A 26,529-nucleotide genomic window follows, 5' to 3' on the forward strand; every position below is an offset into this window, starting at 1 on the left:
GTTCGGCGGCGGGCCGACTGCTCCACCCGGCCCGGTCGGAGCGGCCCCCGGTCGAGCCGGATCATGGCCCGCTCGCGGTGAGTTAGGGTAACCTAACAAGTGGTCCCGGGGGTGGGATCGCGCCGACGACTGGGGAGACGACGTGAGCGGACGCAACGGCATCGAGGCGGACTCGGACGAGGTGGGCTCCGAGGAGCAGCTGCGCGAGATCATCGCCGAGCCGCACCGGGCCATCGCGGAGAAGGCGATCGACCACGTCGACGAGCAGTCCGCGCTGTTCCTGCGGGCGTCCCCGTTCTTCGTGCTCGCCACCACGTGCCCGGACGGCTCGATGGACGTCTCGCCGCGCGGTGATCCGCCCGGCGGCGTGCTGGTCGTCGACGAGGGGCGCGCCCTGGTGTTCGCCGACCGCAAGGGGAACCGGCGGCTGGACAGCCTGCGCAACGTCCTGCGGCACCCGCAGGTGGGCATGCTGTTCTTCGTCCCCGGCTCGAACGACACGATGCGGGTGAACGGCACCGCCACCATCCTGCGCGGCGGCCCGCACCTGGCGGAGCTGGCGGTGGACGGCAAGCGCCCGGACCTGGCGATCCGGGTGCGCATCGACGAGCTGTACCTGCACTGCGCGAAGGCGTTCCTGCGCTCCGCGCTGTGGGATCCGGCGAGCTGGCCGGAGCGCGGCGCGGTCCCGAGCGCGGGGCGCATCGCGAAGAGCCAGGCGGGCAGCCGGATGCCGGAGTCGGTGCTCAACGCCGCGCTCAAGCTGGACGCCCGCTTCCGGAAGTACTGACGCCCGGCGCGGACACGTCCGGCGGCGCCCAGGCGGGCGCACCGCATTGCGCGGGGCGGCGGAATTCGGGTGAGTCATGTCTCCGCCTGAAATCCGCCGCCATTCGTGGGAATCAATTCAGAATTCGTCGAATTCGTCCCCCGCGCGGTGCGCGGCCGGTGGGTCGGCGAGTGCGGGCCGCGGTCGGGGCTGCGCGGCCGAGCAGGTGGCGGCCGGGCGGGGGATGGGGGCTCCGGCGGGCTCGGCGCGCGTGTGCGCTGCGGCGATGGTCCGATCGGTGGAGCGGGGACCGGAGCGGGGGCCGAGCGCGGAGAGTGCGGAAAATCCGGAAAAACCGTGTCGGGGGCTAGCGCTGCGGGGGCTGGCATCGTAACATCCTGAGCTCCCCGGACCGATGTCACCGGCGTAAAAAGGGAAATCGGTACCCGCCGCGAGCCCCGCCGCCGAAGTTTTGTGGGCATTCGCGGTTGCGCTATTCGCTGTTGTCGTGGTAAGTGCTGCGTACGCGATACTACACACATCGGCGCTGCGGTGCACTTATGCGATCGTGACATGCCGCAAAATGGGGAAGAAAAATCGCTGGTGGCAGCGCATATTTTTACCCTGGGTGACGGGACGAATCACGCTTATATCCCATTGGCGTGATCAGCGTCACACCTCTGCACGCTTGCTTCGGCAACTCATTCGAATAGTTTGGTTACTCGACGCACGGATTTCGCGTCGAGCGCCGGTCGGCAATGGAGCGGGCCGAGTGCGACGACTGGCGTAGGTGCGCGGCCTGAATTCTTCGGCCGCCCACGCCGGCGCGTAGGTGTCGCCTTTATTCGAGCGGCGACCCCGCACGACCGCGAGTTGATCTCGACGAGGCGGATTCGCGCGGACTGAGTGGTGCATGAGGCGCATGACCAACGCGAGTGGTGGGAGTGAAGCATGGCCAAGAGCGTGGACGACCTGGCTCAGCACGGTGAACGCGGTGGAGCGGCCGAGGACTCGGCCGAACTGGTGGCCCGCGAGGAGCAGGTCTTCGGCGACAACCCGTTGGAAGTGCGCGAATCCGACCATTACACCCACGAGTACGTCGGCGGCTTCGTCGACAAGTGGGACGACCTGATCGACTGGAAGAAGCGCTACGAGAGCGAGGGCCGCTTCTTCATCGACCAGCTCAAGGCCCGTGGTGTCGAGTCCGTGCTGGACGTCGCCACCGGCACCGGGTTCCACTCGGTGCGCCTGCTGGAGGAGGGCTTCGAGACGGTCAGCGCCGACGGCAGCCCCCAGATGCTGGCCAAGGCGTTCAGCAACGGCCTGACCTACGGCGGGCACATCCTGCGCGTGGTGCACGCCGACTGGCGCTGGCTGAACCGCGACGTGCACGGCGAGTACGACGCCATCATCTGCCTGGGCAACTCGTTCACGCACCTGTTCTCCGAGCGGGACCGGCGCAAGGCGCTGGCCGAGTTCTACGCGATGCTCAAGCACGACGGCGTGTTGATCATCGACCAGCGCAACTACGACGCGATCCTGGACGACGGGTTCTCCAGCAAGCACACCTACTACTACGCGGGCGACGACGTCTCCGCGGAGCCCGACCACGTCGACGAGGGGCTCGCCCGGTTCAAGTACACCTTCCCGGACAAGAGCGAGTTCTACCTCAACATGTATCCGTTGCGGAAGAACTACGTGCGGCGACTGCTGCGCGAAGTCGGATTCCAGCGGATCGACACGTACGGCGATTTCCAGGAAACCTACGCGGACCAGGACCCGGACTTCTTCATCCACGTGGCGGAGAAGAACTACCGGACCGAGGAGCAATTGGCGGACGTGTATTCCACGGCGGTGCACACCGCTCGGGATTACTACAATTCCGAGGATGCCGACAATTTCTACTACCACGTGTGGGGCGGCAACGACATCCACGTCGGCCTCTACAACACCCCGGACGAGGACATCGACGCCGCGTCCCGGCGCACCGTGGAGCGCATGGCGAGCAAGGTCGAGATCACCCCGGAGACCCGGATCCTCGACATCGGCTCCGGCTACGGCGGTGCCGCCCGGTACCTGGCGAAGACCTACGGCTGCAAGGTCGCGTGCCTGAACCTCAGCGAGGTGGAGAACGCCCGCAACGTCCAGTTCAACGAGGCCGCGGGACTCGCCGACCTCATCGAGGTCAAGGACGGCTCCTTCGAGGACATCCCGTTCCAGGACAACGCCTTCGACCTGGTGTGGTCCCAGGACGCGATCCTGCACAGCGGCGACCGCGAGCGCGTGCTGGAGGAGGTGGCCCGGGTGCTGAGCAAGGGCGGTTCGTTCGTGTTCACCGACCCGATGGCCGCCGACACGGCCCGCAAGCGGGACCTGGGTCCGATCCTGGATCGGCTGAACCTGGACACTATGGGTTCGCCCGGCTTCTACCGGCGCGAACTGGCCCGCCTGGGCCTCCAGACGATCGACTTCGAGGACCTCAGCTCGTACCTGCCCGTGCACTACCAGCGGGTGCTGGACGTGCTGGAGAGCCGCGAGTCCGAACTGTCCGACCGCATCGGTGAGGAATATCGCACGAAGATGAAGCGAGGCCTGCGGGCCTGGGTGGACTCCGGGAACGCAGGAAGCCTGGCATGGGGCATCATCCACGCCCGTGCATGATCATCAATCGTGCGTACGGTCGGCTCCGCTGGGCCGGTCGGCGGGGTGCCAGTGAGTGGACACTCATGACATCCGTGTCACGAGTGCGCAAGGATCGAAGCAGCCAAAGAAGCTGAGAGGTGAGGTTGAGCCGTGAGTGAGATCAACCGCAGGTTGTTCACCAGTGAGTCCGTGACCGAGGGGCACCCGGACAAGATCTGCGACGCGATCAGCGACTCCGTGCTGGACGCGATGCTGGCCCAGGACCCCCGTTCCCGGGTGGCGGTGGAGACCCTGGTCACGACCGGCCAGGTGCACGTGGCCGGTGAGGTCACCACCGACGCCTACGTCGACATCCCGTCCATCGTGCGGGAGAAGATCCTCGAGATCGGTTACGACTCGTCGTCGAAGGGCTTCGACGGCAACTCCTGCGGCGTGAACATCGCGATCGGCGCGCAGTCCCCCGACATCGGCCAGGGCGTGGACACCGCCCACGAGAGCCGCGTCGAGGGCGTCATCGACGAGATCGCCAAGCAGGGTGCCGGCGACCAGGGCCTGATGTTCGGGTACGCCTGCAACGACACCGACGAGCTGGCGCCGCTGCCCATCACGCTGGCGCACCGGCTCTCCCGCCGGCTGACCGAGGTGCGCAAGGACGGCACGCTGCCGTACCTGCGGGCCGACGGCAAGACCCAGGTGACCATCGAGTACGCCGGGGACCAGCCGGTGCGGCTGGACACCGTCGTGCTGTCCACCCAGCACGCCGAGGACATCGACCTCGAGAAGACGCTGACCAAGGACATCAACGACAAGGTCATCGCGCCCGAGCTGGAGCGCGTCGGCCTGGACACCTCCGACCTGCGCCTGCTGATCAACCCGACCGGCCGGTTCGTGGTCGGCGGTCCGATGGGCGACGCGGGCCTGACCGGCCGCAAGATCATCGTCGACACCTACGGCGGCATGGCCCGCCACGGCGGCGGTGCCTTCTCCGGCAAGGACCCGTCGAAGGTGGACCGCTCCGCGGCCTACGCGACCCGCTGGGTGGCGAAGAACGCGGTGGCGGCCGGGCTGGCCGGGCGCATCGAGGTGCAGGTCGCCTACGCGATCGGCAAGGCCGCTCCGGTCGGGCTGTTCGTGGAGACCTTCGGCACCGAGAACGTCGACCCGGTCAAGATCCAGGCCGCGATCAACGAGGTGTTCGACCTGCGTCCGGCGGCGATCATCCGGGACCTGGACCTGCTGCGCCCGATCTACGCGCAGACCGCCGCCTACGGCCACTTCGGCCGCAGCGACGTCGACCTGCCCTGGGAGAACACCGATCGGGCCGCCGCGCTCAAGAGCGCAGCGGGCATCTGATCGACTAGTGCGGACGAACGCACGGGCTGCCACGGGGCGCGGTACTGCCGCGCCCCGCGGCCCGGTGCGCCCCAGGAATCGAGAAGTTCTCAAGGCCGGTGGCCGACGATGTCGCCGGCCGGCCGAGAAGGAGTTGTTGCAGTGCGGATTGCGGTGACCGGGTCGATCGCCACCGACCACCTGATGTCCTTCCCGGGCAGGATCGCCGAGCAGCTGATCGCGGACCAGCTGGAGCAGGTGTCCCTGTCCTTCCTCGTCGACGAGCTGGAGGTGCGTCGCGGCGGGGTCGCGGCGAACATCACCTTCGGTCTCGGCAAGCTCGGAGTCACCTCGCTGCTGGTCGGCGCCGTCGGCCAGGACTTCGAAGAGTACCGCGCGTGGCTGGAACGCCACGGAGTGGACACCGCTTCGGTGCACGTGTCCGAGACCAAGCACACGTCCCGGTTCCTGTGCACCACCGACCAGGACTTCAACCAGATCGCCTCGTTCTACCCGGGCGCCATGTCGGAGGCCGCGCAGATCGAGCTCAAGTCCGTCGCGGACCGCGCGGGTGGGCTGGACCTCGTGGTGATCTCCGCGAACGACCCGGACGCGATGGTCAAGTACACCGCGGAGTGCCGGGAGCGCGGTTACTCGTTCCTCGCCGACCCCGGCCAGCAGCTGGCCCGGATGGACGGCGAGTCGGTCCGCGAGCTGGTCCGCGGCGCGCGGTACCTGTTCACCAACGAGTACGAGCACGGCCTGCTGCTGCAGAGCACCGGCTGGAGCCACGACGAGGTGCTGGCCGAGGTCGGCGCCTGGGTCACCTCGCTGGGCGCCAAGGGCCTCAAGGTCGAGTCGGCCGACGCCCCGACCTTCGAGATCCAGCCGCCCAAGGAGAAGCAGAAGGGCGACCCGACCGGTGTCGGCGACGCCCTGCGCGCCGGCTTCCTGGCCGGGCTCTCCGGCGAGCTGAGCGTGGAGCGGTCCCTGCAGCTGGGCTGCACGCTGGCCACCGTCTCGCTGGAGACGGACGGGCCGCAGGAGTACGACGTCGAGCGCGAGTCGTTCCTCGCGCGCATCGGTGAGGCGTACGGCGACACCGCCGCCGCCGAGATCGGTTCGAAGCTGCGTTGAGTTCCCCGGGGCGGTGTCCGGGGCGGCGGTTCCCGGCACCGCCCCGGCGAGCACACTGGGGTTCGGGCGTGGCGCAGGTAGCGTGGGAAGAGGCAGTTGGATGAATGGGGTCAACACGAACGGCGGCAACGGCTCGGGGCGTGATCCGAGCGGATTCTTGACCGCGCTCAACGAGCGCGTGCTCGTCGCGGACGGCGGCATGGGTACCGCGTTGCAGGGCTACGACCTGTCGTTGGACGACTTCGCGAACCTCGAAGGCTGCAACGAGATCCTGAACGAGACCCGGCCGGACGTGGTCTCCGGGGTCTACCGGGGCTTCCTGGAGGCCGGTTCGGACGCGATCGAGTCCAACACCTTCGGCACGAACCTCGCCAACCTCGGCGAGTACGGCATCCCGGAGCGCATCCGCGACCTCGCGGAGAAGGGTGCCCGGCTGGCCCGCGAGGCCGCCGACGAGTACGCCACGAAGGACAAGCCGCGGTTCGTGCTCGGCTCGATGGGGCCGGGCACCAAGCTGCCCACCCTGGGGCACGCGCCGTACGCGGACCTGCGCGACGCGTACGTCGAGAACGTGCTCGGCATGATCGACGGCGGCATCGACGTGGTGCTGGTGGAGACCTCCCAGGACCTGCTGCAGACCAAGGCGGCGATCGTGGCCGCCAAGCGCGCGATGGAGCAGACCGGCCGGTGGCTGCCGATCATCGCGCAGGTCACCGTCGAGCAGACCGGCACCATGCTGGTCGGCTCCGAGATCGGCGCCGCGCTGACCGCGCTGGAGCCGCTGGGCATCGACCTGATCGGCATGAACTGCGCCACCGGCCCCGCCGAGATGAGCGAGCACCTGCGGGTGCTGGCCCAGCACGCGCAGATCCCGATCTCGGTGATGCCGAACGCGGGCCTGCCCGAGCTCGGCCCGAACGGCGCGGTGTACCCGCTGCAGCCGGACGAGCTGGCGACGGCGCTGGCCGGGTTCGTCACCGACTTCGGCGCGCGGCTGGTCGGCGGCTGCTGCGGCACCACCGGCGACCACGTGCGGGCCGTCTCCGAGGCGGTCGCCGAGCTGACCCCGGTGGAGCGCACCCCCGAGGTGATCCCCGCGGTGTCCTCGGTGTACCAGTCGGTGCCGTTCGAGCAGGACGCCAGCATCCTCAACGTCGGCGAGCGCACCAACACCAACGGCTCCAAGAAGTTCCGCGAAGCGATGCTCGAGGGCCGCTACGAGGACTGCGTGGAGATCGCGAAGGCCCAGACCCGCGAGGGCGCGCACATGCTCGACCTGTGCGTGGACTACGTGGGCCGCGACGGCGCCGAGGACATGCGGGAGCTGGCGAGCAGGCTGGCGACCGCCTCCACGCTGCCGATCATGGTGGACTCCACGGAGGCCGCCGTGCTGCAGGCCGGGCTGGAGCACCTCGGCGGGCGCTGCGCGGTGAACTCGGTGAACTACGAGGACGGCGACGGGCCGGACTCGCGGTTCCAGAAGGTGATGGCGATGGTGCGCGAGCACGGCGCCACCGTCGTCGCGCTGTGCATCGACGAGGAGGGCCAGGCCCGCACCGCCGAGTGGAAGCTGCGGATCGCCGAGCGCCTCATCGCCGAGATCACCGGCACCTGGGGCCTGGACGAGTCGGCGATCATCATCGACTGCCTCGTCTTCCCGATCACCACCGGTCAGGAGGAGGTCCGCCGGGACGGCATCGAGACCATCGAGGCCATCCGGGAGCTCAAGCGCCGCCACCCGCGGGTGCAGACCACGCTGGGCCTGTCCAACGTGTCGTTCGGCCTGAACCCGGCCGCGCGGCAGGTGCTGAACTCGGTGTTCCTCAACGAGTGCCGCGAAGCCGGCCTGGACTCGGCGATCCTGAACGCGTCCAAGATCCTGCCGATGAGCAAGATCGACGACGAGCAGCGCCAGGTCGCCCTGGACCTCGTCTACGACCGCCGCACCGAGGACTACGACCCGCTGCAGAAGCTGATGCAGCTGTTCGAGGGCAAGACCGCGTCCTCGGCCGGTGCCTCCCGGGCGGAGGAGCTGGCGAAGCTGCCGCTGTTCGAGCGGCTGGAGAAGCGCATCGTCGACGGCGAGCGCAACGGCCTGGAGGCCGACCTCGACGCCGCCATGCAGGAGAAGGCGCCGCTGCAGATCGTCAACGAGCACCTGCTCGCGGGCATGAAGGTCGTCGGCGACCTGTTCGGCTCCGGGCAGATGCAGCTGCCGTTCGTGCTGCAGTCCGCGGAGACGATGAAGACCGCGGTCGCCTACCTGGAACCGCACATGGAGAAGGACGACTCCGGCGGCAAGGGCAAGCTGCTGCTGGCCACGGTCAAGGGCGACGTGCACGACATCGGCAAGAACCTCGTCGACATCATCGTGTCCAACAACGGCTACGACGTGGTGAACATCGGCATCAAGCAGCCGGTGAACGCCATCCTGGACGCGGCGGACGAGAACAAGGTCGACGTGATCGGCATGTCCGGCCTGCTGGTGAAGTCCACCGTGATCATGAAGGACAACCTGCAGGAGATGAACGAGCGCGGCATCGCCGACAAGTACCCGGTGATGCTGGGCGGCGCGGCGCTGACCCGTTCGTTCGTGGAGAACGACCTGGACGAGATGTACCAGGGCGACGTGCGCTACGCGAAGGACGCCTTCGAGGGCCTCAACCTGATGGACCGGCTGATGGCCATCAAGCGCGGCGACTCCCCGGAGGTCAGCGAGGCCGAGGAGGCGAAGAAGGCCGAGCGCAAGGAACGCCACGAGCGCTCCAAGCGCATCGCCGAGAAGCGCAAGGCCGAGCAGGGTCCGCTGCCCGACCTCTACGACGACTCCATCCGGTCCGATGTGGACGGTGACGCCCCGGTGCCGACCCCGCCGTTCTGGGGATCGCGCGTCATCAAGGGCGTGCCCACCGCCGACTACCTGGCGCTGCTCGACGAGCGCGCCACGTTCTTCGGCCAGTGGGGGCTGCGCGGCGCCCGCAAGGGCGAAGGGCCGTCGTACGAGGAACTCGTCGAATCCGAGGGCAGGCCGCGGCTGCGCTACTGGATGGACGAGCTGGCCACCGCGGGCATCCTGCAGCACGCGGCGGTCGTCTACGGCTACTTCCCGGTCGTCACCGAGGGCAACTCGGTGATCGTGCTGGACAAGGAGGAGCCCGACGCCCCCGAACGCGCCCGGTTCACGTTCCCGCGCCAGCAGCGCGACCGCAGGCTCAGCCTCGCCGACTTCTTCCGCACCAGGGAGAAGGCGCTGGAGACCGGGCAGGTCGACGTGCTGCCGATGCAGCTGGTCACCATGGGCCAGCCCATCGCCGACTACGCCAACGAGCTGTTCGCGAAGAACTCGTACCGGGACTACCTGGAAGTGCACGGCATGGGCGTGCAGCTGACCGAGGCGCTCGCCGAGTACTGGCACCGCCGGGTGCGGCGGGAACTGCTGTGGTCCAGCGGCCGCGCGGTGTCCGAAGAGGACCCGTCGGACGTGACCGAGTTCTTCAAGCTCGGCTACCGCGGTGCCCGCTACTCGTTCGGCTACGGCGCCTGCCCCGAGATCGAGGACCGCGCGAAGATCGTCGAACTGCTGGAGAGCGAGCGCATCGGCGTGGAGCTGTCCGAGGAGTACCAGCTGCACCCGGAGCAGTCCACCGACGCGATCATCGCCCACCACCCCGAGGCGAAGTACTTCAACACATGAGGCCGCCCGCGCGGGCCGTAGGGTTGATCACCGCCGGTCCGCGCGCGTGCCGCGGAAACCCGAGCAGGGAAAGCGCCCTGACAGGGATGAAACCCGAGCAGGGAACTCTAGAAAGGAAATCATGAGCGCGAAGCTGCAGAAGGCCAACGGCATCGAGTTCGCCGTCGCCGACCTGAGCCTGGCCGAGGCCGGCAGGCACCAGATCCGGCTGGCCGAGCACGAGATGCCCGGTCTGATGGCCACTCGCCGGGAGTACGCGGACTCCAAGCCGCTCAAGGGCGCCCGGATCGCGGGTTCGCTGCACATGACCGTGCAGACCGCGGTGCTCATCGAGACCCTGGTCGAGCTCGGCGCCGAGGTGCGCTGGGTGTCCTGCAACATCTTCTCCACCCAGGACGAGGCCGCGGCCGCGGTCGTCGTCGGCAAGAACGGCACCCCGGACAAGCCCGCGGGCGTCCCGGTCTTCGCCTGGAAGGGCGAGACCCTCGAGGACTACTGGTGGTGCACCGACCAGCTGTGGGAGTTCGGCGACGGCAAGGTCGCCAACATGATCCTCGACGACGGCGGCGACGCCACCCTGCTCGTGCACAAGGGCGTCGAGTTCGAGGCCGCCGGTGCGGTCCCGCAGGCCACCGAGGACGACCCGGACGAGTTCAAGGTCGTCCTGGAGACGCTGCGCGGCAGCCTGGCGAAGAGCAAGGACCGCTTCACCAAGCTCGCCGCCGAGATCAAGGGCGTCACCGAGGAGACCACCACCGGCGTGCACAAGCTCTACGAGCTGGTGAAGACCGGTGAGCTGCTGTTCCCGGCGATCAACGTCAACGACTCGGTCACCAAGTCGAAGTTCGACAACAAGTACGGCTGCCGCCACTCCCTGGTCGACGGCATCAACCGCGCCACCGACACGCTCATCGGCGGCAAGGTCGCCGTGATCGCCGGGTTCGGCGACGTCGGCAAGGGCTCCGCGGACTCGCTGCGCGGCCAGGGCGCCCGGGTGATCATCACCGAGATCGACCCGATCTGCGCGCTGCAGGCGGCGATGGAGGGCTACGAGGTCAAGACCCTCGACGACGTCGTCGAGATCGCCGACATCTTCGTCACCACGACCGGCAACTTCAACATCATCACCGCCGACCACATGGCGAAGATGAAGCACCAGGCCATCGTGGGCAACATCGGCCACTTCGACAACGAGATCGACATGGCCGGCCTGGAGAAGACCCCGGGCATCAAGAAGGTCGAGATCAAGCCGCAGGTGCACGAGTTCACCTTCGCCGACGGCCACTCCATCCTGGTGCTGTCCGAGGGCCGGCTGCTCAACCTGGGCAACGCCACCGGGCACCCGAGCTTCGTCATGTCCAACTCGTTCACCAACCAGACCCTGGCGCAGATCGAGCTGTGGACGAAGCCCGGCGAGTACGCCAAGGACGTCTTCGTGCTGCCGAAGCACCTGGACGAGAAGGTCGCCCGGCTGCACCTGGACGCCCTCGGCGTCAAGCTCACCACGCTGACCAAGGCGCAGGCCGAGTACATCGGTGTCGACGTGGACGGCCCGTACAAGCCGGAGCACTACCGGTACTGATCCGCCGCACCGCGGACCAGCCCCGCGTGGGCGCCACCGCCCGGACCTCGTCCCGGGCGGTGGCGGCCCCCGCCTGCCACGACAAGACCCGTCGAGGGGTCGGTGCCCTCCCGCTCCCGTCCCTCGAACCCGATTTCCGGTCGCGCGGTCCGAACGCGCCCGGCCTCCGACAGGGCCGGGCGGTTCGCGAGGACCGGCGAGGAAGGAAGGCCTGAGGCCGACATGGACACGATCGCACTCGAACTGGCACCGCCCGACCTCGACGGTGGACACGAGAAGGCCGTGGCGGAAGGCCGCAAGGTGGCCGAGAACAGCCGCGCCGCCGGGCTCGCCGACCGCATCGGGCACCTGATGATCCCGGGCATCATCGCCGAGGACGACGACCGTCCGATCGAGATGAAGCCGAAGATGGACGTCATCGACTTCTGGAACGCGGTGCGCCCCGAGATCGGCGATGTGAAGGGGCTGTGCACCCAGGTCACCGCCTTCCTCGACGAGCAGCAGCTCGGCGACCGGCTGGTGGACCTGCGCAAGGCGGGCATGGAGGGCATCGCGTTCGTCGGCGTGCCCCGCACCATGTCCGACGGAGAGGGCGGCGGGGTGCCGCCCACCGACGCGCTCGCCAAGTTCCAGGACGTGGTGCCGAACCGCGGTTCCATCCTCATCCCGACCCGCGAGGGCGAGCACGGCCGGTTCAACTTCAAGTGCGAGCGCGGCGCGAACTACGGCATGACGCAGCTGCTGTACTCGGACGCCATCGTCGGCTTCCTGCGGGAATTCGCCGAGAAGACGCCGCACCGGCCGGAGATCCTGCTCTCGTTCGGCTTCGTGCCGGGCGTGGAGGCCAAGCGCGGGCTCATCGACTGGCTCATCCAGGACCCGGGCAATCCGGCGGTGGAGGCCGAGCAGCGGTTCGTCGCCTCGATCACCGGCCTGTCCTTCGAGGAGCGCAAGCGCAAGCTGCTCGACCTGTACAAGAGCGTCATCGACGGCGTGGCCGGGCTCGGGTTCCCGCTGAGCCTGCACCTGGAAGCGCCGTACGGGTACTCGAAGCCCGCGTTCGAGGTGTTCGCCGAGATGGTCGACTACTGGGCCCCGGCCCAGCGGGCGGCCTGAGGTTCCCTTCTAGCGCAGTGCTCGGGTGGCGGAACCTCGGCGTCCGCCTCGCCGCGGGATCGTTGTCACCGGTGGCTTCGCCACGGGAGGAACGCCGTCCTCGCGAGCAGGGCGCTGAGAACCCGGCGGGTGGTCCGGTCGCTCTGGTGGTCGGCGGCTCAGCGGCTTCGCCGCTGCCCAGGCACGGGCACGACCCGCCGGGCGGGTTCGAAGGCAGGTGTCGGCGTCGTCCTCGCGCTGTGATCGTTCACTCCGCCGCAACGGAGAAACGCCGTCCGCGCGGGGAGGATGTCGAGAACCGGCGGGTGGTCTTGCCGCTCCGGCGGTCGCTGGTTCAGCTGCTTCGCCGCTGACGGGGCAACGGACGAGAACGGTGGCGCGGGCTTGATGCCTGGTCGTGCGCCACTCCGGGACCGGCGTTCGGCGCCGCGCACCGAACGGGCCGCCCGGCCACTCCCTTGGGCCGGGCGGCCCGTTCTCGTTCAGCGCAGGTGACCGGCGATCGCCGCGATGTCCGCGGGCGCCACCCGGCAGCAGCCGCCGACCAGCGCGGCCCCGTCGGCGACCCACCGGCCCACCAGCGCCGGGTCGAACCGGGAGGTGCCGGTCCACCGCTGGTGCACCGCGTCCCAGCCCTCACCGCTGTTCGGGTACACCACCACCGGTTTGCCGGTGACCTCCCGCGCCACCGGCACCGCGCGCGTCGCGTCGGCGGGGGAGCAGCAGTTCACCCCGACCGCGAGCACGTCGTCCCGGCCCGCCACGACCGCGAACGCCTCCTCCAGGGACTGGCCGGCGCGGGTCCGCTCCCCGGAGATCGTGTACGACAACCACGCCGGGACGCCCAGCCCGTCCAGCGCCTCCAGCTGCGCCGCCGCCTCGTCGGCGTCCGGCACCGTCTCCAGGGCGAACAGGTCCGGCGCGGCCTCGGCGAAGACCTCCATCCGCCTGCGGTGGAACGCCACCAGCTCCCGGTGCCCCAGCCCGTAGCGGCCGCGGTACTCGGAACCGTCCGCCAGCATCGCCCCGTACGGTCCCACCGAGGCGGCCACGAACCGGCCGGTGCGGTGCGCCGCGGTCTTGCCGACCCGCTCCGGCACCGGCGCCAGGTGCGCGGCCTCCTGCGCGAGCTCCACGCTGCGCCGCATCAGCTCGGCCGCCTGCTCCCGGCCGATGCCGTGCGCCGCGAAACCCTCGAAGCTCGCCTGGTACCCGGCGGACTTCGCGACCTCCGCCCCCGCGGCGAAGAAGTCCTCGTGCGTGGCCACGATGTCCTCCGGCGCGTCCACCAGGTAGCGCGCCGACCACAACCCGCCGGACAGGTCCGCGCCCCGCGCCTCCAGCGCCGTCGCCAGCCCGCCGTCCAAGATCCGCGGGCCGTCCGCGACCAGCTCGTCCACCCCGACACCCATACGGGCAAGGTAATCCTTCCGGCGCTGGTCCTCCCGCCGCCCACGCCGTGCCTCTCACCAGGTGGGCTGCAACCCCTCCGCCACGTCGGACTGCTCGGCGCGCATCAGCTCGTGCAGGTAGAACGCTCGGTCGGCCGGCTCACCGAGCTGCGCCGTGGTCAGCTCGATCGCCGCCTCCCCCTGCCACAGCGCCACCGAACGCGGTGTCGCGACGCTCAGCACCACCTCCGCGCTCGCCGGATCCACCCCTGCCGGAATGCGCCATCCCTCGTTCGCCACGTCCGCTCCTCATGATCAACCGATTGCGTGAAGCGCACGCTGGAAGGCTTCCGGCCGGCACGGCAACCGGTTGCGAATCGGGGTGGGAATCGCGGGTGTATCAGCTGTTTCACGAAGTGTGCCAACGGAATGCGCGGAATCGGAGGTAGGCCGGTGCGGCGGGGGAGCAAGGTGCGTCAGGTGGGGCTGGGCGCGGATCTGCGCAAGGCCCGCGAGGAATGCCGGATGTCCACCCGATCGGTGGCCGAACGGATCGGTGTCTCGCACACCTCCATCGCCCGCACCGAACTCGGGACGCGGACACCGGAGCCGGAAGAGGTCATCGCCCTGTGCGCCGTGTACGGCATCATCGGAAGGCGCCGCGACCAGCTGATCGAGCAGGTGGACGGCACCGACTTCAGCACCGCCTGGTTGGCGACCGGACCCGCGACCGCGCAGCAGATCACCAGTTTGGTGGCGCTGGAGACGAGGGCTTCGGAGATCACCGATGTCTCCCTCGGGCTGGTGTGCCGGGACTGCTGCAGACACCCGAGTACGCCCGCGCCGTCATCGGAACCGGGAACGATGCCGAATGGCTGCTGTCGACGAGGCCGGCCCGGCAGGCGTTGTTGACCCGGCCGGACGGCCCGTCGGTCCGCTTCCTCGTCGACGAGTTCGCGCTGCGCCGAGTGATCGGCGGGAATACGGCCACCCGCCACCAGCTCGAGCGCCTGAACCGGGTGCAGGAGAACCCGCGAGTCCGAATTCAGGTCGTGCCGCGCGATGCGGGGATCCACGCCGGTCTGGACGGTGCTTTCGTCGTGCTCGAGTTCCCGGCGCGCGAACCCCACGTGTACGTCGAAGCGCGTCGGGTCGGGCTCTTCCTGACTCGTCCCCAGGACGTTGAACCCTTCATCCGCGGAGTGGAAGATATCGACTCGAAAGCGCTGTGCGAGCAGAGCTCTGCGAAGCTCATCCGGCGGATCTGCGAGGAACTGGGCGAAGTCTGATGGCTGAGGTGTGGCGCAAGAGCACCCGTAGCGGCTCCAACGGCAACTGCGTCGAAGTGGCCATCGCCCCCGCCGAGACCCGGGTGCGGGACTCCAAGGAACCCGGCGGGGCGTGGCTGCGGATTCCGGCGGCGCGGTGGCGTGGATTCCTGACTGCGGTGGTGAGCGGGCGCTTCGGCGGGTGAGCCCTTTCCGGCTGGTCTGCTCGACGTCGAAGATGTCGTGTTGAACGGCGACCGATCCGCCGAGTTGATCTCATCCAGCGAGGAGGGGTTGTCCGATGGCACACCGTTGGCGGAAGAGCAGTCACAGCGGATCGAACGGTGACTGCGTCGAGGTGGCGGCCGAGCCTGCCGAGGCGGTCGTGCGGGACTCCAAGGAACCCGGCGGGGCGTGGCTGCGGATTCCGGCGGCGCGGTGGCGTGGATTCCTGACCTCGGTGGTGAGCGGGCGCTTCGGCGGGTGAACGGCCTGGCGGGATGTCGCCAGGAGGGACCGGGAGCAGCGGTGGCGGCGCGATCATCGCCGCATGACCACCGCCTCGACCACCGCCCGGATCGCCGTCACGTTCGCCGCGGCGCTCGCCGTGACCCTCGTGCCCGCGGGGACCGCGCAGGCCGCCACGGCCTACTGCGAATCCCTCACCGACGCCTCGCACCCGGACTGGATGGGTGCGCTGCCCGACGACACCAGCCTCGCCGCGCTGTCCATCCCCGGCACCCACGACACGCTCTCGCTGCACGGCGGGGACATCACCCAGACCCAGGAGGACCACGGCGACAGCGCGGAAACGCTCACCGCGCAGCTCGACGCCGGGGTCCGCGCCATCGACATCCGGGTGCGGAAGGTGGACGACCTGTTCACCATCCACCACGGCACCTTCTACCAGAACGCCAACTTCGCCGACGTGCTCGCCAAGGCCGACGGTTTCCTCGCCGCGCACCCCGGCGAGACGATCGTGCTGCGGCTCAAGGCCGAGTGCACCGGCGACATCGGGTCCTGCACCGACGAGAACAGCAGCAAGGACACCGCCGAGATCCTCGACTGGTACCGGGACAACGACCCGAACGGCGGGCGGCTGCTCAACCCCGCCGACGACGGCATGCCCGACCTCGGTTCGGTGCGCGGCAAGATCGTGCTCGGCTCGCTGCAGGAAGCGCAGGGCGGGCTCGTCGACGGGTACGGGCTGTCCCAGTTCACCAACGACAACTGGGGCGACTACGTCCAGGACGAGTACCAGGTGCCCACCATCGGCGACATCGAGACCAAGTGGAACCACGTGCGCGACCACTGGGACAAGACGAACGACGCCGACTCCGGTGAGATGTTCTGGAACTTCAGCAGCGGATCCAGCCTCGGCGCCAACCCGAAGACCGTGGCCTGCGGCACCGGCGACATCCGCGGCGTCAACGACCACGCGCTCGGCCACCTCGCGGACAACGACGTGCCGCGCACCGGGGTCGTGCTGATGGACTTCCCCGGCGGGGAGCTCATCGACCGGATCATCGACCGCAACTCCTGACGCGGCCGCTGCGCCCGACTGCCTCGTTCGCGCGCACGCGCCGCGCGAACGGGGCAGCACGCATGATCGCTCGCCGTGCGGTGTTACTGCAGGTGCCCACTGGAATCCGCCGTCGCAGCAACGAAGATGGACGTGTCACCCGCCTCCAGCAGAGAGGGCCGGCATGCCCGAGAAATGGCTTCGCAGCAGCCGCAGCGGCTCGGTCGGCAACTGCATCGAGGTCGCGCGCTGCGCTGATGTCACCCTCATCCGCGATTCCAAGCAGCCGCACGGCGCGCGGCTGCGGGTCTCCCCGGAACGCTGGCGAGGGTTCCTGGACCTCGTCGGCTCCGATCACTGGCGCCACCACCCCTGACCCGACCGCCGCAACCACCGCGCCACCCCAGGTGAGCGACCCGGTCGCCGCAGGCAACGGTCCGATGGGCCGTTCGCCCGGTGCTGGCGCGCGGTGGTCAGGTGCACGGCCGGTCGGGCTGGGGAGACCATCGGCCGGGTTCGGTGCACGGTCGGTCGGGCCGGAGAGACCATCGGCCGGGCACGGTGCACGGCCGGTCGGGCTGGGGGCGAGGGACCATCGCTCGGGCTCGGGGCGAGGAACCGTCGGTCCGACTCGAAGGACGGTCGGTCCGGCTCGGGGAGCGTGCGGGCGAGTCGCTCACCTGCGGCGGGATGAGGCGACGGCCGTGGGGAGACCATGATCGCGTTTTCCGGAACGGTGCTGGGTGGTGTCGCTGCACCGGGTTAACGTGGGGGAAGTCAGGTGAGAACGGAGGCGTGATGGACACGGAGAGCACGCTCGCGGCGCTGCGGGCACGGGTACCGGAACAGCGGTTGGTGACCGACCCGGACTCCGTCGGCCGCTACGCCCACGACGAGGCCGAGTGGGCCCCGCACGGCACCCCCGCCGCCGTGGTGCGGCCGGAGAGCACCGACGACGTCGTCGCCGTCGTGCAGGTCTGCCACGAACTCGGCGTCCCCGTGGTGCCGCGCGGCGCGGGCACCGGCCTCTCCGGCGGTGCGAACGCCCTCGACGGCTGCGTGCTGATCTCCTTCGAGCGGATGAACCGGATCCTCGAGATCAACCCGCGGGAACAGCTCGCCGTCACCCAGCCCGGCGTCGTCAACGACGACTTCCGGGCCGCCTGCCGCGAGCACGGCGCCTGGTACCCGCCGGACCCGGCCAGCTCGCCCTGGTCGACCATCGGCGGCAACGTCGCCACCAACGCCGGTGGCGTGTGCTGCGTGAAGTACGGCGTCACCCGGGACTACGTGCTCGGCCTCGAAGCCGTCGTCGGCAGCGGCGAGGTCGTGCGGCTCGGGCGGCGCACCGCGAAGGGCGTCACCGGCTACGACCTGTGCGGGCTGTTCGTCGGCTCCGAAGGCACCCTCGGCATCATCACCGAGATCACCGTGAAGCTGCTGCCCGGTGTGCGCGCCCCGGAACGCACCGTCGTCGGCTACTTCGACTCGCTCGTCGCCGCCGGAGAGGCCGTGGCCGCCGTCGCCGCCTCCGGGGTGGTGCCGTCCGCGCTGGAACTGCTCGACCGGCACTGCCTGCGCGCCGTGGACCAGTGGAAGAACATGGGGCTCAGCGACGAAGCCGAAGTGCTGCTGCTCGGCCGTTCCGACACCCCCGGTGAAGCTGGTGAGCAGGAGGTCGCCGCGCTCGTCGAGTGCTTCGAGAAGGGCGGAGCCACCTTCAGCGCCGCCTCCACCGACCAGCACGAGGCCGACGCCCTGTTCGCCGCGCGCAGGCTGGCCTACCCGGCGCTGGAACGGCTCGGCCCGCTGCTCACCGAAGACGTGTGCGTGCCGCGCGCCCTGGTGCCGGACATGCTGGCGAAGGTCGAGGCGGCCGCGCAGCGGCACGACACGCTCATCGCGAACATCGCGCACGCCGGGGACGGCAACCTGCACCCGCTGATCATCACCCCGGCCGGGGACGATGCGGCGCGGACTCGGGCGCAGCGCGCGTTCGACGACATCGTCGCCGACGCCATCGCCCTCGGCGGCACGGTCAGCGGCGAGCACGGCATCGGGCTGCTCAAGCGGGCGGGCTTGCACGACGAGCTCGGGCCCACCGTCGTCGGCATGCACCACGCGGTGAAGAACGGCCTCGACCCGGCGGGGATCTTCAACCCGGGCAAGGTCTTCGGCACGGATTGAGCCGCTCGCTCGCTCCGAGCGGGGGCGGGTGGCGGAACCTCAGCGGTTCCCTCGCTGCGGGATCGTTCTCACCGGGTCACTCCGCCACAGCAGCAGTGTCCTTGCGAGAATTCCGCTGAGAACCCGCGGCAGCGGAGGTTGCGTGCGGGGTCGTTGCTCAGCGCTTCGCCGCTGACCTGAATCGGACGAGAACGCTGCGCGGGTTCGGAGCTCGGCGGTGCGCGCGGGTTGTGGTCGTGCTCGTCGGGACGGTGGCCGTGCTGTGGGCGAGGTCCGGCCTCGGCCGCTCGGTCGGACCGCGCTCATCTTCTGCCGTAGCGCGGGTCTTCTGCCGGTGCGGGCGCGGGTGATCACCTCGGCCGCTTCCGGAGCAGATCGCGGGCGGCGTCCTCCACGGTCCGTTCGTCCAGCAGCACGTGCCCCGCGGCGGCGCCGAGCGGGATGAAGCTGTCCGCACTGGTCACCCGGGCGATCGGACCGGTGAAGCCGCCGTCGACGAGCGCGGTCACCACCGGTTCGGAGACGCCCCCGCTGCGCCGGGTCTCGTCGACCACCAGCACCCGCCCGGTCGCCCGGGCGGCGGCGAGCAGGTCCGCGGCCGGCAGCGGGCTCAGCCAACGCAGGTCCAGCACCCGCACCCCGGCACCCTCGCGGCGCAGCCGCCGTGCCACCCGCAGACATCGGGGCAGCCCGTTTCCGAATGTCACGAGCGTCAGTTCCCCGCCGTCGCCGTGCGTGCGGGCCCGGCCGATCGGCACGTGCTCCTCGGCCGGTGCCGGGTAGCGGGCGCGCCAGCCGTCGTCGCCGGGCTCGTGCAGGTCGCGCTCGTGGTAGAGCGCGATCGGTTCGAGGAATGCGCACACCCGCCCGTCCTCGCGGGCCGCCGCCACGCAGGTGCGCAGCATCGCCGCGGCGTCCTCCGGCCGGGACGGGGAGGCCACCACCAGGCCGGGGATGTCGCGCAGCGCCGCCACCGAGTTGTCGTTGTGGAAGTGGCCGCCGAACCCCTTCTGGTAGCCGTAGCCCGCGATGCGCACCACCATCGGGTTGCGGAACCTGCCGTCGGAGAAGAACCCCAGCGTCGCCGCCTCGCCCCGCAGCTGGTCCGCCGCGTTGTGCAGGTAGGCGAGGTACTGGATCTCCGGGATCGGCAGCATCCCCGCCAGCCCGCTGCCGAGCGCCGTGCCGAGGATGCTCTGCTCGTCGAGCAGGGTGTCGAACACGCGCAGCCCGCCGAAGGCGCGGCGCAGCCCCCGCGTCACGCCGTACACCCCGCCCTTGGCCCCGACGTCCTCGCCGAACACCAGCACCCCGGGGTCGCCGGCCAGCGCGTCCGCCAGCCCGCGGTTGATCGACTCGGCGAGGGTGAGCGGCCCTTCCGATTCCGGTGGCGCGGTGCCGAAGTGCGCCGCGCGCCCCGGCTCGACACGGGTCGCCCGGTCCCGCACCGCGGCCGGGTGCGCCGGGGCGATCGCGGCCATCACCTCGGCCCGGTCGGCGAGCTTCGGCCGGGACAGCACCTGCTCGGCGGTGCGGGCGACCTCGGTGCGCGCGGCCTCGTAGCGCCCGAGCACCGCGTCCGGGGAGAGGACGCCGCGGCGCACCAACTCGACGGCGGTGGCCAGCAGCGGATCCCGCGCGTGGTCGGCGAGGATCTCGGACCTGGTGCGGTAGCCCGATTCGACGTCGGAACCGGCGTGCCCCATCAGCCGGACGGTGCGCAGGTGCAGCAGCGCGGGACGTCGGTTCACCCGCACCCAGTCCGCGAGCTCGGCCGCGATCTCCAGGCAGCGCACCGGATCGGCACCGTCCGAAGTGGAGTAGCGCAGCGCCGGGTGCCGTGCCGCGGCGATCCAGTCCGGCGGGGTGCGCACGCTGATGCCGAGCCCGTTGTCCTCGCACACCAGCAGCAGCGGCACCGGCAGGCCCTGGTGCGCGGTGTGCGCGGCGGCGTTGATCGCGCCGAGCGCGGTGGAGTGGTTCGCGGAGGCGTCGCCGAAGCTGCTCACCACCACCGAGTCCGCCGGCCACTCGGAACCCACCCCGAGCCGCTCGGCGCGGCCCAGTGCGAACGCCAGCCCCGTGGCCCGTGGCAGGTGCGAGGCGATCGTCGAGGTCTGCGGGACGATCCCCAGTTCGCCGTGCCCGAAGACCTTGTGCCTGCCCGCCGAGATCGGTTCCTCCGCGGAGGCGACGACGCCGAGCAGCACGTCCCGCAGCGCGTCGTGCCCCGGCACCTGCGCGGCACGGCGCAGGTAGAACGCCCCGGACCGGTAGTGCAGCAGCGCCGGATCGGTCGGGCGCAGCGCCGCCGCGACCGCGGCGTTCGATTCGTGCCCGCTGGAACCGATGCTGTAGAAGCCGAGCTTGCGGCGTCCCAGCGAGCGCGCGGCGAAGTCCAGGTGCCTGCTGCCCGCCTGCGCGTCGAACAGGCCCAGCAACGCGGCGTCCGACGCCGGTCCCGCACCGGGGGAGGACGGGCCGCCCGGCGGGAGTGCCGCGACCGCGGTGCGGAAGTCCTCGTCGATCTGCTCGACCGGTTCACCGTCGGGGTTCATGATCACTCCGTTCCGCGCTCGCACCGACCACGGGCCCGGCATCGGTGCCCGCCACCGGTTCGGTGCCGTGCCACCGCAGGTCGACCGGCCCGTCCGGCGGGACGCCGGGTTCCAGCCCGGGTTCCGCGCCTTCGGGCCACACGGGGAATGCGCCTTCGCCCGCCCAGCGCTCGGTGAGCTCCGCGCCTGCCCGGTGCAGGCAGTCCAGCGCGATCGGCAGCAGCGGGTTGGTGTTCTCCTTGCGGTACAGCACCCGCACCCGCCGCTGCGGCTGCCGTCCGGCGATGCGGGTGATGCGCACCGAGGCCGCACCGAGCGCGAGGCCGGGCAACATCGCCACGCCCATGCCGCGGGCCACCAGGTCCCGGATCACCGAGTAGTCGTTGCTGCGGAACGTGATCCGCGGGACGAACCCGCTGGCGGCCGCCAGCCGCACCAGGGAACGGGCCCCCGAGGTGTCCCGGCGGGTGCAGATCCACGGTTCGTCCGCCAGTTCGTGCAGCGGAATCTCCGCCGCGGCCGTCAGCCGGTGCCCGGCGGGCAGCACCAGCCGCATCGGCTCGGCCACCACCTCGTCCACCCGCAGTTCCGGCGGCCACTGGCGCGGGTCCAGGTCGTACTCGAACACCACCGCGGCGTCGAGGACGCCGTCGAGGACGCTGTCCACCACCTCGTCCGGCTCGCCCTCGTCGAGCTGCAGTTCCGCGTGCGGGCGCCGTTCGAGCACCGACGCCAGCACGCCCGGCAGGATGCGGGCGTTGGCGGTGGCGAACCCGGCGAGCCGCAGGCTGCCCTCCTCGCCGCTGACCATCGCCCGCACCTCGCGTTCGAGGGATTCCAGCGCCCCCAGCGCGTCGCGGCTGCGTTCGGTGAGCCGGACGGCGAGCGCGGTGCAGCGGGCGCTGCGCGCCGAGCGCTCGAACAGCGGCGCCCCGACGGCGCGTTCGAGCAGCGCCATCTGCTGGGACACCGCCGAAGCGGTGTAGCCCAGCACCCGGCCCGCCTCCGCGAAGGAGCCGGTGCGCACGCATTCCTGCAGGGTTCGCAGGTGGATCGGGTTGAGCACCGCGATCAGCCACCCGCCCCGATCGGTTCCGGCTCGACCCGCGCGGACCGCCCGCGCAGCTCCATCGCCGCTCGCACCCGGTCCTGGGCGAGGTCGAGCGCGGCGGTGCGCGGATCGACGCCGCGGTCCTGGGCGGAGCGCAGCACGAGCGCGGCGTTGTTCCGGCAGCGTTCGGCGACCTCGTCGAGGATCCGGTCCGCGGCGGGCCGGAACGCGGAGCGGCGCGCGTCCATCGCGAACCCGGCGGCGATGGCGCCCCCGGCGTTGGCGATGAAGTCGGGCACCACGGTGATCCCGCGCTCCGCCAGCACCGCGCGGCCGCCGGGCGTGGTCGGCAGGTTGGCGCCCTCGACCACGAGCCCGGCGCGGACCTCGGCGGCGAGCCCCTCGCCGAGCACGTCCTGCCCGGCGGCGGGCACCAGGACGTCGCAGTCGACGAGCAGCTCGGCGCCGCGGTCCAGCCGCTTGACCGCGGGGGCGTCGAGCACGCACCTATCGCCCTGCTCGGCGCGCCGCGCCAGCCACCACGGCACGTCCAGCCCGTCCGGGTCGTGCACCCCGCCGTCCACCGTGGACAGCGCGACCACCTGCGCGCCGAGTTCGTGCAACCGGCGGGCCGCGGCGGCGCCGACCGCGCCGAAGCCCTGGATCGCCACCCGCGCCCCGGCGAGCGGCTGTCCGCGCAGCGCGAGCGCCGCGTCGAGGGCCGCGACGACGCCGTGCCCGGTGACGCCGAGCTCGTCGTAGGGCACCCCGCCCAGCACCTCGGGCACCCCGACGGCGGCACCGCGGTCGCCGAGCTCGTCCTGGATGATCGCGGCGTCCCGCTCGGTCATGCCCATGTCCAGGCCTGCCACGTAGCTGGCGGGGATCTGGTCGGCGAGCTTGCGGGCGAACGCGCGCACCACGCGTTCCTTGTCCGGCCCGGACGGGTCCGCCACGATGCCGGCCTTCGCGCCGCCGTGGAACAGGTCGGCCGCGGCCCACTTCCACGTCATCACCCTGGCGAGCCGCGCGATCTCGGTGACCGTCACGGCGGGGCTCATCCGGATGCCGCCCTTCCCGGTGCCGCGGGCGGTGTTGTCCACCACGAGCACCCCGCGCATCCCGGTGCGGGAGTCGGAGACGCAGACGATCTTCTCCGGTCCCCATTCGTCGATCGACTGCAACGGATCGTTCACGGCTGCCTCCAGCGGGATGTCGTTCCTCGTCGCGCGAGGGGATCGGTGGCGGAACCGCAGCGGCGGCACCGCTGGCGGGGTGAAGGCGGGAACGCGGAGCGGGAACCAGACCGGCTCAGACGAGGTTGCGTTCCGGGCGGTGCTCGTCGCGGGCGAAGCGGTCCAGGCCGAGCCCGCTGACGTCGACCGGTGGTGGCCGGTCCAGCACCAGGTCGCGGACCACCTCGCCGACGGCCGGGCTCTGCAGGAACCCATGTCCGGAGAACCCGGTCGCGTAGCTGAATCCGCGCACCTCGGCGGACGAGCCGATCAGCGCGTTGTGGTCGGGACTGAGCTCGTAGAGCCCGGCCCAGCGGTGCGCCGCCCCCAGCGAGGCCAGCGCCGGAGCCCGCCGCGCCACCGTGTCGGCGAGCAGTTCGAGCCAGCCGTCGTCGAGGTGCGGCTCGGCGCTGTCCACCGGGTCCGGCATGCCCATCAGCAGGCCCGGGCCTTCCTCGTGGAAGTAGAAGCCGGTGCCGAAGTCGATGGTGAACGGCAGGCGGTCCGGCAATCCGGGCGCGGGTTCGGTGACCAGGATCTGCCGCCGCAGCGGCCGGACCGGGACCTCCACGCCCGCCATCGCCCCGACCGCGGCCGACCAGGCACCGGCCGCGCACACCACCGCGGAGGTGGCGACCGGACCCGCCGCGGTGCGCACCCCGGTGACCGCGCCGCCGGTGACCTCGATGCCGGTCACCGCGCAGTGCCGCAGGACGGTGGCGCCGCAGCGGCGCGCCCCGGCTGCGTAGCCCTGCACCACGCCGTCCGGGGTGCAGTGCCCGTCGGTGGGGGAGAAGGCGCCGGCGAGGATCCCGTCGACGGACACCGGTGGTGAGAGCTCGCCCGCCTCCCGGGCGGTGAGCATCCGGCTGGGGACGCCGCACTCGTTCTGCAGCCGCACGGACTCCTCGAACGCCGCCACGTCCGCCGGATCGGAGAGCAGGAACAGGTACCCGTGCCTGCGCAGGTCGATGTTGCCGCCGGGGCGTTCGGCGAAGCGGGCGAAGGCGCGCAGGCTGCGCGCGCCGAGCTCGATGTTCACCGGGTCGGAGAACTGCGCCCGCACCCCGCCCGCCGCCTTGCCGGTGCTGCCGGAGCCGAGTTCGCCGCGTTCCAGCAGGAGCACGTCCGCGCCCGCTTCGGCGAGGTGGAAGGCGATGGAGGTGCCCATCGCCCCGCCACCGATCACGACGACCTCGGCCCGGCCCGGCGGGGTCACTCGGTGCCGCCCAGCTCGGGCGGCAACCGGTAGCCGCGGTCCGGCTCGACGGTGGCCACGTCCATCTGGGCCTTCTGCAGCTTGCCGGAGAAGTCCCAGTTCAACGACTGCCACCGGGTGAACTGGTCGAGCACCCAGATGCCGGACTGCCTGCTGCCGTTCCCGGACCGGCCGTTCCCGCCGAACGGCAGGTGCGCCTCGGCGCCGGAGGTCGAGTTGTTCACGCTGACCATGCCCGCCCGGGTGCCCTGCCGGAACCGGAAGGCGGTGGCCGGATCGGTGGTGTAGACGGCCGCGGAGAGCCCGTAGCCGGGCGCGTCGCCGAGCTCGATCGCCTCGTCCAGGCTGTCGAAGGTGCTGACGCCGACGATCGGCCCGAAGGTCTCCTGGGCGAACGCGTGGTCTTCGGGACGCAGGCCGTCCAGCAGCACCGGGTGGTAGAACAGCCCGGCTTCCGGGTCGCCGAGGAATCCCGCGCGCGGCGCGTCGGCGCGGATCCGCCCGATGAACTCGGAACCCAGCACCCGGTGGTGGTCCGCGATGGTGTCCAGCACGGCCTCGAAGCCGTCGGCGAACTTCTGGTCGAGCAGTGGCCCGTAGAGCACCTCCTGCGCCGGGTCGCCGATCACCGCGTCGCGCAGCGCCCGGTCGAGCCTGCTGACGAACTCGTCGTGCACGTCCCGGTGCACGATCAGGTTGCCCAGCGAGGTGCAGCGCTGTCCCGCCGTCCCCCAGCCGGAGAACAGCGCGCCCTCCACGGCGAGGTCGAGGTCCGCGTCCGCGGCCACCACCATCGGGTTCTTCCCGCCGAGCTCCAGGCATGGGCTCTGGGTGTACCGGCCGCACAGCTCGCCGACGCGGGAGCCCACCGCGCTGGAGCCGGTGAAGCCCACCTTGTCGACGAGCCCGTCGCGCAGCGCGGACTCCAGCCCCGCGTAGGTGGCCTCGCCGTCGGCGTAGACCAGGTTCAGCACCCCGCGCGGCACACCGGCCCGCCAGGCCATCTCGGCGACGGCGCGGGCGGCCGCGGCCGCGTACTCCGCCGGTTTCCACACCACCGCGTTGCCGCAGAGCAGGGCGGGCACCAGGTACCAGGACGGCACCGCCACCGGGAAGTTGCCCGCGGTGATCACCGCGGCCACGCCCACCGGGACCCGGAAGGTGAACAGCTGCTTGTCCGGCATCTCCGATGGCACCGTCTGCCCGTAGAGCCTGCGGCCCTCGCCGAGGAAGAAGTCGCAGGTGTCGACGATCTCCTGGACCTCGCCGAGCGCTTCGGCGTAGGGCTTGCCGATCTCCCTGGTGACCAGGCGGGCCAGCGATTCCTTGTTGGCCTCGACCAGCCTGCCCAGCTCGGCGATCACCCGGCCGCGCACCGGGGCGGGCACCTGCGCCCACTCGCGCTGCGCGGTGCGGGCTTCCTTCGCTGCGGCGTGCAGGGCGTCCGCTCCGCCGAGTTCGACGCGCGCCACCACGTCGTCCAGCCGTGCGGGGTTGCGGGAGAGGTATTCGCCGGACCCGGCCGCCGCCTCGTGCGCGCCTGCTCCGATCACCGAACTCACCGTCGTCGACACCGTGGTCCACCTCTTCCTCGTGCGTGCTTGCGGTTCCTCGTGCGTGCTTGCGGGTGTGCGTGCTCGCGCTCGTGCCGTCGGGACCGCGGGCCGGTGCTGGTCGGCACCGGGCTCGGACCGGCGAAACCTGCGTTCAGCAGAACTCGGGTTCAGCAGGACTCGGTTTCGTCGGGACTCGGGTCGTCAGGACCTGTGCTGGTCAGGAGCTGTGCTGGTTAAGACCTGTGCTGGTGAAGACCTGTGCTGGTCAG

Annotated in this window: 21 protein-coding genes; 14 read left to right on the forward strand and 7 right to left on the reverse strand. The window is 70.9% G+C overall.

Going from position 1 to position 26,529, the window contains the following annotated elements:
- The first annotated feature begins 142 nt into the window (after nt 1–142).
- From ABZ805_RS20480 to ABZ805_RS20510, 7 genes are all read left to right on the forward strand, one after another.
- Nucleotides 143–790 carry an MSMEG_1061 family FMN-dependent PPOX-type flavoprotein gene (locus tag ABZ805_RS20480; RefSeq protein ID WP_358442513.1) on the forward strand — a complete coding sequence of 216 codons (648 nt, stop codon included), beginning with the start codon at nt 143–145 and terminating at the stop codon, nt 788–790.
- A gap of 930 nt (nt 791–1,720) precedes the next feature.
- On the forward strand, nt 1,721–3,430 hold the full coding sequence (locus ABZ805_RS20485) for a methyltransferase domain-containing protein (RefSeq protein WP_358442516.1): 1,710 nt from the start codon (nt 1,721–1,723) through the stop codon (nt 3,428–3,430).
- 132 nt (nt 3,431–3,562) lie between these two features.
- Nucleotides 3,563–4,765: a methionine adenosyltransferase gene (metK, locus tag ABZ805_RS20490; protein ID WP_358442519.1), complete on the forward strand. Its 1,203-nt coding sequence runs from the start codon at nt 3,563–3,565 to the stop codon at nt 4,763–4,765.
- Nucleotides 4,766–4,906: 141 nt separating this feature from the next.
- A complete protein-coding gene (locus ABZ805_RS20495) occupies nt 4,907–5,881 on the forward strand; it encodes a carbohydrate kinase family protein (RefSeq protein ID WP_358442521.1) in 975 nt (324 codons plus the stop codon).
- 100 nt (nt 5,882–5,981) lie between these two features.
- The gene (metH, locus tag ABZ805_RS20500) at nt 5,982–9,575 is read left to right on the forward strand and encodes a methionine synthase (RefSeq protein WP_358442524.1); all 3,594 of its coding nucleotides are present in this window, start codon (nt 5,982–5,984) and stop codon (nt 9,573–9,575) included.
- Nucleotides 9,576–9,696: 121 nt separating this feature from the next.
- Nucleotides 9,697–11,157, forward strand: a complete 1,461-nt coding sequence (ahcY, locus tag ABZ805_RS20505; RefSeq protein WP_358442527.1) for an adenosylhomocysteinase — start codon at nt 9,697–9,699, stop codon at nt 11,155–11,157.
- 222 nt (nt 11,158–11,379) lie between these two features.
- The gene (locus ABZ805_RS20510) at nt 11,380–12,273 is read left to right on the forward strand and encodes a mycobacterial-type methylenetetrahydrofolate reductase (protein ID WP_358442530.1); all 894 of its coding nucleotides are present in this window, start codon (nt 11,380–11,382) and stop codon (nt 12,271–12,273) included.
- A gap of 482 nt (nt 12,274–12,755) precedes the next feature.
- On the opposite strand, the gene mmuM is transcribed toward ABZ805_RS20510, so the two are convergent.
- Both mmuM and ABZ805_RS20520 read right to left on the reverse strand, forming a co-directional pair.
- Entirely contained in the window at nt 12,756–13,685 is a 930-nt protein-coding gene (mmuM, locus tag ABZ805_RS20515) for a homocysteine S-methyltransferase (RefSeq protein ID WP_358442533.1), read from the reverse strand.
- 54 nt (nt 13,686–13,739) lie between these two features.
- Nucleotides 13,740–13,964 (reverse strand): hypothetical protein, encoded by a 225-nt coding sequence (locus ABZ805_RS20520; RefSeq protein WP_358442536.1) that lies wholly within the window; start codon nt 13,962–13,964, stop codon nt 13,740–13,742.
- A gap of 225 nt (nt 13,965–14,189) precedes the next feature.
- Here ABZ805_RS20520 and ABZ805_RS20525 point away from each other — a divergent pair, with 225 nt between their 5' ends.
- The 7 genes from ABZ805_RS20525 to ABZ805_RS20555 all read left to right on the forward strand — a co-directional run bounded on the left by ABZ805_RS20525 (nt 14,190) and on the right by ABZ805_RS20555 (nt 18,641).
- Nucleotides 14,190–14,576, forward strand: coding sequence for a helix-turn-helix transcriptional regulator (locus tag ABZ805_RS20525; RefSeq protein ID WP_358442610.1), 387 nt, complete (start codon nt 14,190–14,192; stop codon nt 14,574–14,576).
- Complete coding sequence (locus ABZ805_RS20530; RefSeq protein ID WP_358442538.1) at nt 14,471–14,953, forward strand: DUF5753 domain-containing protein; 483 nt, start codon at nt 14,471–14,473, stop codon at nt 14,951–14,953. Before ABZ805_RS20525 ends, ABZ805_RS20530 begins: the two co-directional genes overlap by 106 nt.
- Complete coding sequence (locus ABZ805_RS20535) at nt 14,953–15,138, forward strand: DUF397 domain-containing protein (protein WP_358442541.1); 186 nt, start codon at nt 14,953–14,955, stop codon at nt 15,136–15,138. Before ABZ805_RS20530 ends, ABZ805_RS20535 begins: the two co-directional genes overlap by 1 nt.
- Nucleotides 15,139–15,233: 95 nt before the next feature.
- Nucleotides 15,234–15,419 carry a DUF397 domain-containing protein gene (locus ABZ805_RS20540; RefSeq protein ID WP_358442544.1) on the forward strand — a complete coding sequence of 62 codons (186 nt, stop codon included), beginning with the start codon at nt 15,234–15,236 and terminating at the stop codon, nt 15,417–15,419.
- Between the two features lie 63 nt (nt 15,420–15,482).
- Nucleotides 15,483–16,475, forward strand: coding sequence for a phosphatidylinositol-specific phospholipase C (locus tag ABZ805_RS20545; RefSeq protein WP_358442547.1), 993 nt, complete (start codon nt 15,483–15,485; stop codon nt 16,473–16,475).
- Between the two features lie 163 nt (nt 16,476–16,638).
- Complete coding sequence (locus ABZ805_RS20550; protein ID WP_358442549.1) at nt 16,639–16,830, forward strand: DUF397 domain-containing protein; 192 nt, start codon at nt 16,639–16,641, stop codon at nt 16,828–16,830.
- A 422-nt stretch (nt 16,831–17,252) separates the two neighbouring features.
- On the forward strand, nt 17,253–18,641 hold the full coding sequence (locus ABZ805_RS20555) for an FAD-linked oxidase C-terminal domain-containing protein (protein ID WP_358442552.1): 1,389 nt from the start codon (nt 17,253–17,255) through the stop codon (nt 18,639–18,641).
- Between the two features lie 350 nt (nt 18,642–18,991).
- Here ABZ805_RS20555 and ABZ805_RS20560 read toward each other — a convergent pair whose 3' ends face one another.
- The 5 genes from ABZ805_RS20560 to ABZ805_RS20580 all read right to left on the reverse strand — a co-directional run bounded on the left by ABZ805_RS20560 (nt 18,992) and on the right by ABZ805_RS20580 (nt 26,278).
- Nucleotides 18,992–21,199: a transketolase C-terminal domain-containing protein gene (locus tag ABZ805_RS20560; protein ID WP_358442555.1), complete on the reverse strand. Its 2,208-nt coding sequence runs from the start codon at nt 21,197–21,199 to the stop codon at nt 18,992–18,994.
- Entirely contained in the window at nt 21,183–22,265 is a 1,083-nt protein-coding gene (locus tag ABZ805_RS20565) for a LysR family transcriptional regulator (protein WP_358442557.1), read from the reverse strand. The genes ABZ805_RS20560 and ABZ805_RS20565 overlap by 17 nt, the downstream gene beginning before the upstream one ends.
- A 5-nt stretch (nt 22,266–22,270) precedes the next feature.
- Nucleotides 22,271–23,446, reverse strand: a complete 1,176-nt coding sequence (locus ABZ805_RS20570; protein ID WP_358442560.1) for a Glu/Leu/Phe/Val dehydrogenase dimerization domain-containing protein — start codon at nt 23,444–23,446, stop codon at nt 22,271–22,273.
- A gap of 115 nt (nt 23,447–23,561) precedes the next feature.
- Complete coding sequence (locus ABZ805_RS20575; RefSeq protein ID WP_358442563.1) at nt 23,562–24,704, reverse strand: FAD-binding oxidoreductase; 1,143 nt, start codon at nt 24,702–24,704, stop codon at nt 23,562–23,564.
- Nucleotides 24,701–26,278, reverse strand: coding sequence for an aldehyde dehydrogenase family protein (locus ABZ805_RS20580; RefSeq protein WP_358442565.1), 1,578 nt, complete (start codon nt 26,276–26,278; stop codon nt 24,701–24,703). Before ABZ805_RS20580 ends, ABZ805_RS20575 begins: the two co-directional genes overlap by 4 nt.
- Nucleotides 26,279–26,529: the final 251 nt, after the last annotated feature.

It is taken from the genome of Saccharopolyspora sp. NPDC047091, from assembly GCF_040643635.1.
Lineage (GTDB): Bacteria > Actinomycetota > Actinomycetes > Mycobacteriales > Pseudonocardiaceae > Saccharopolyspora_C.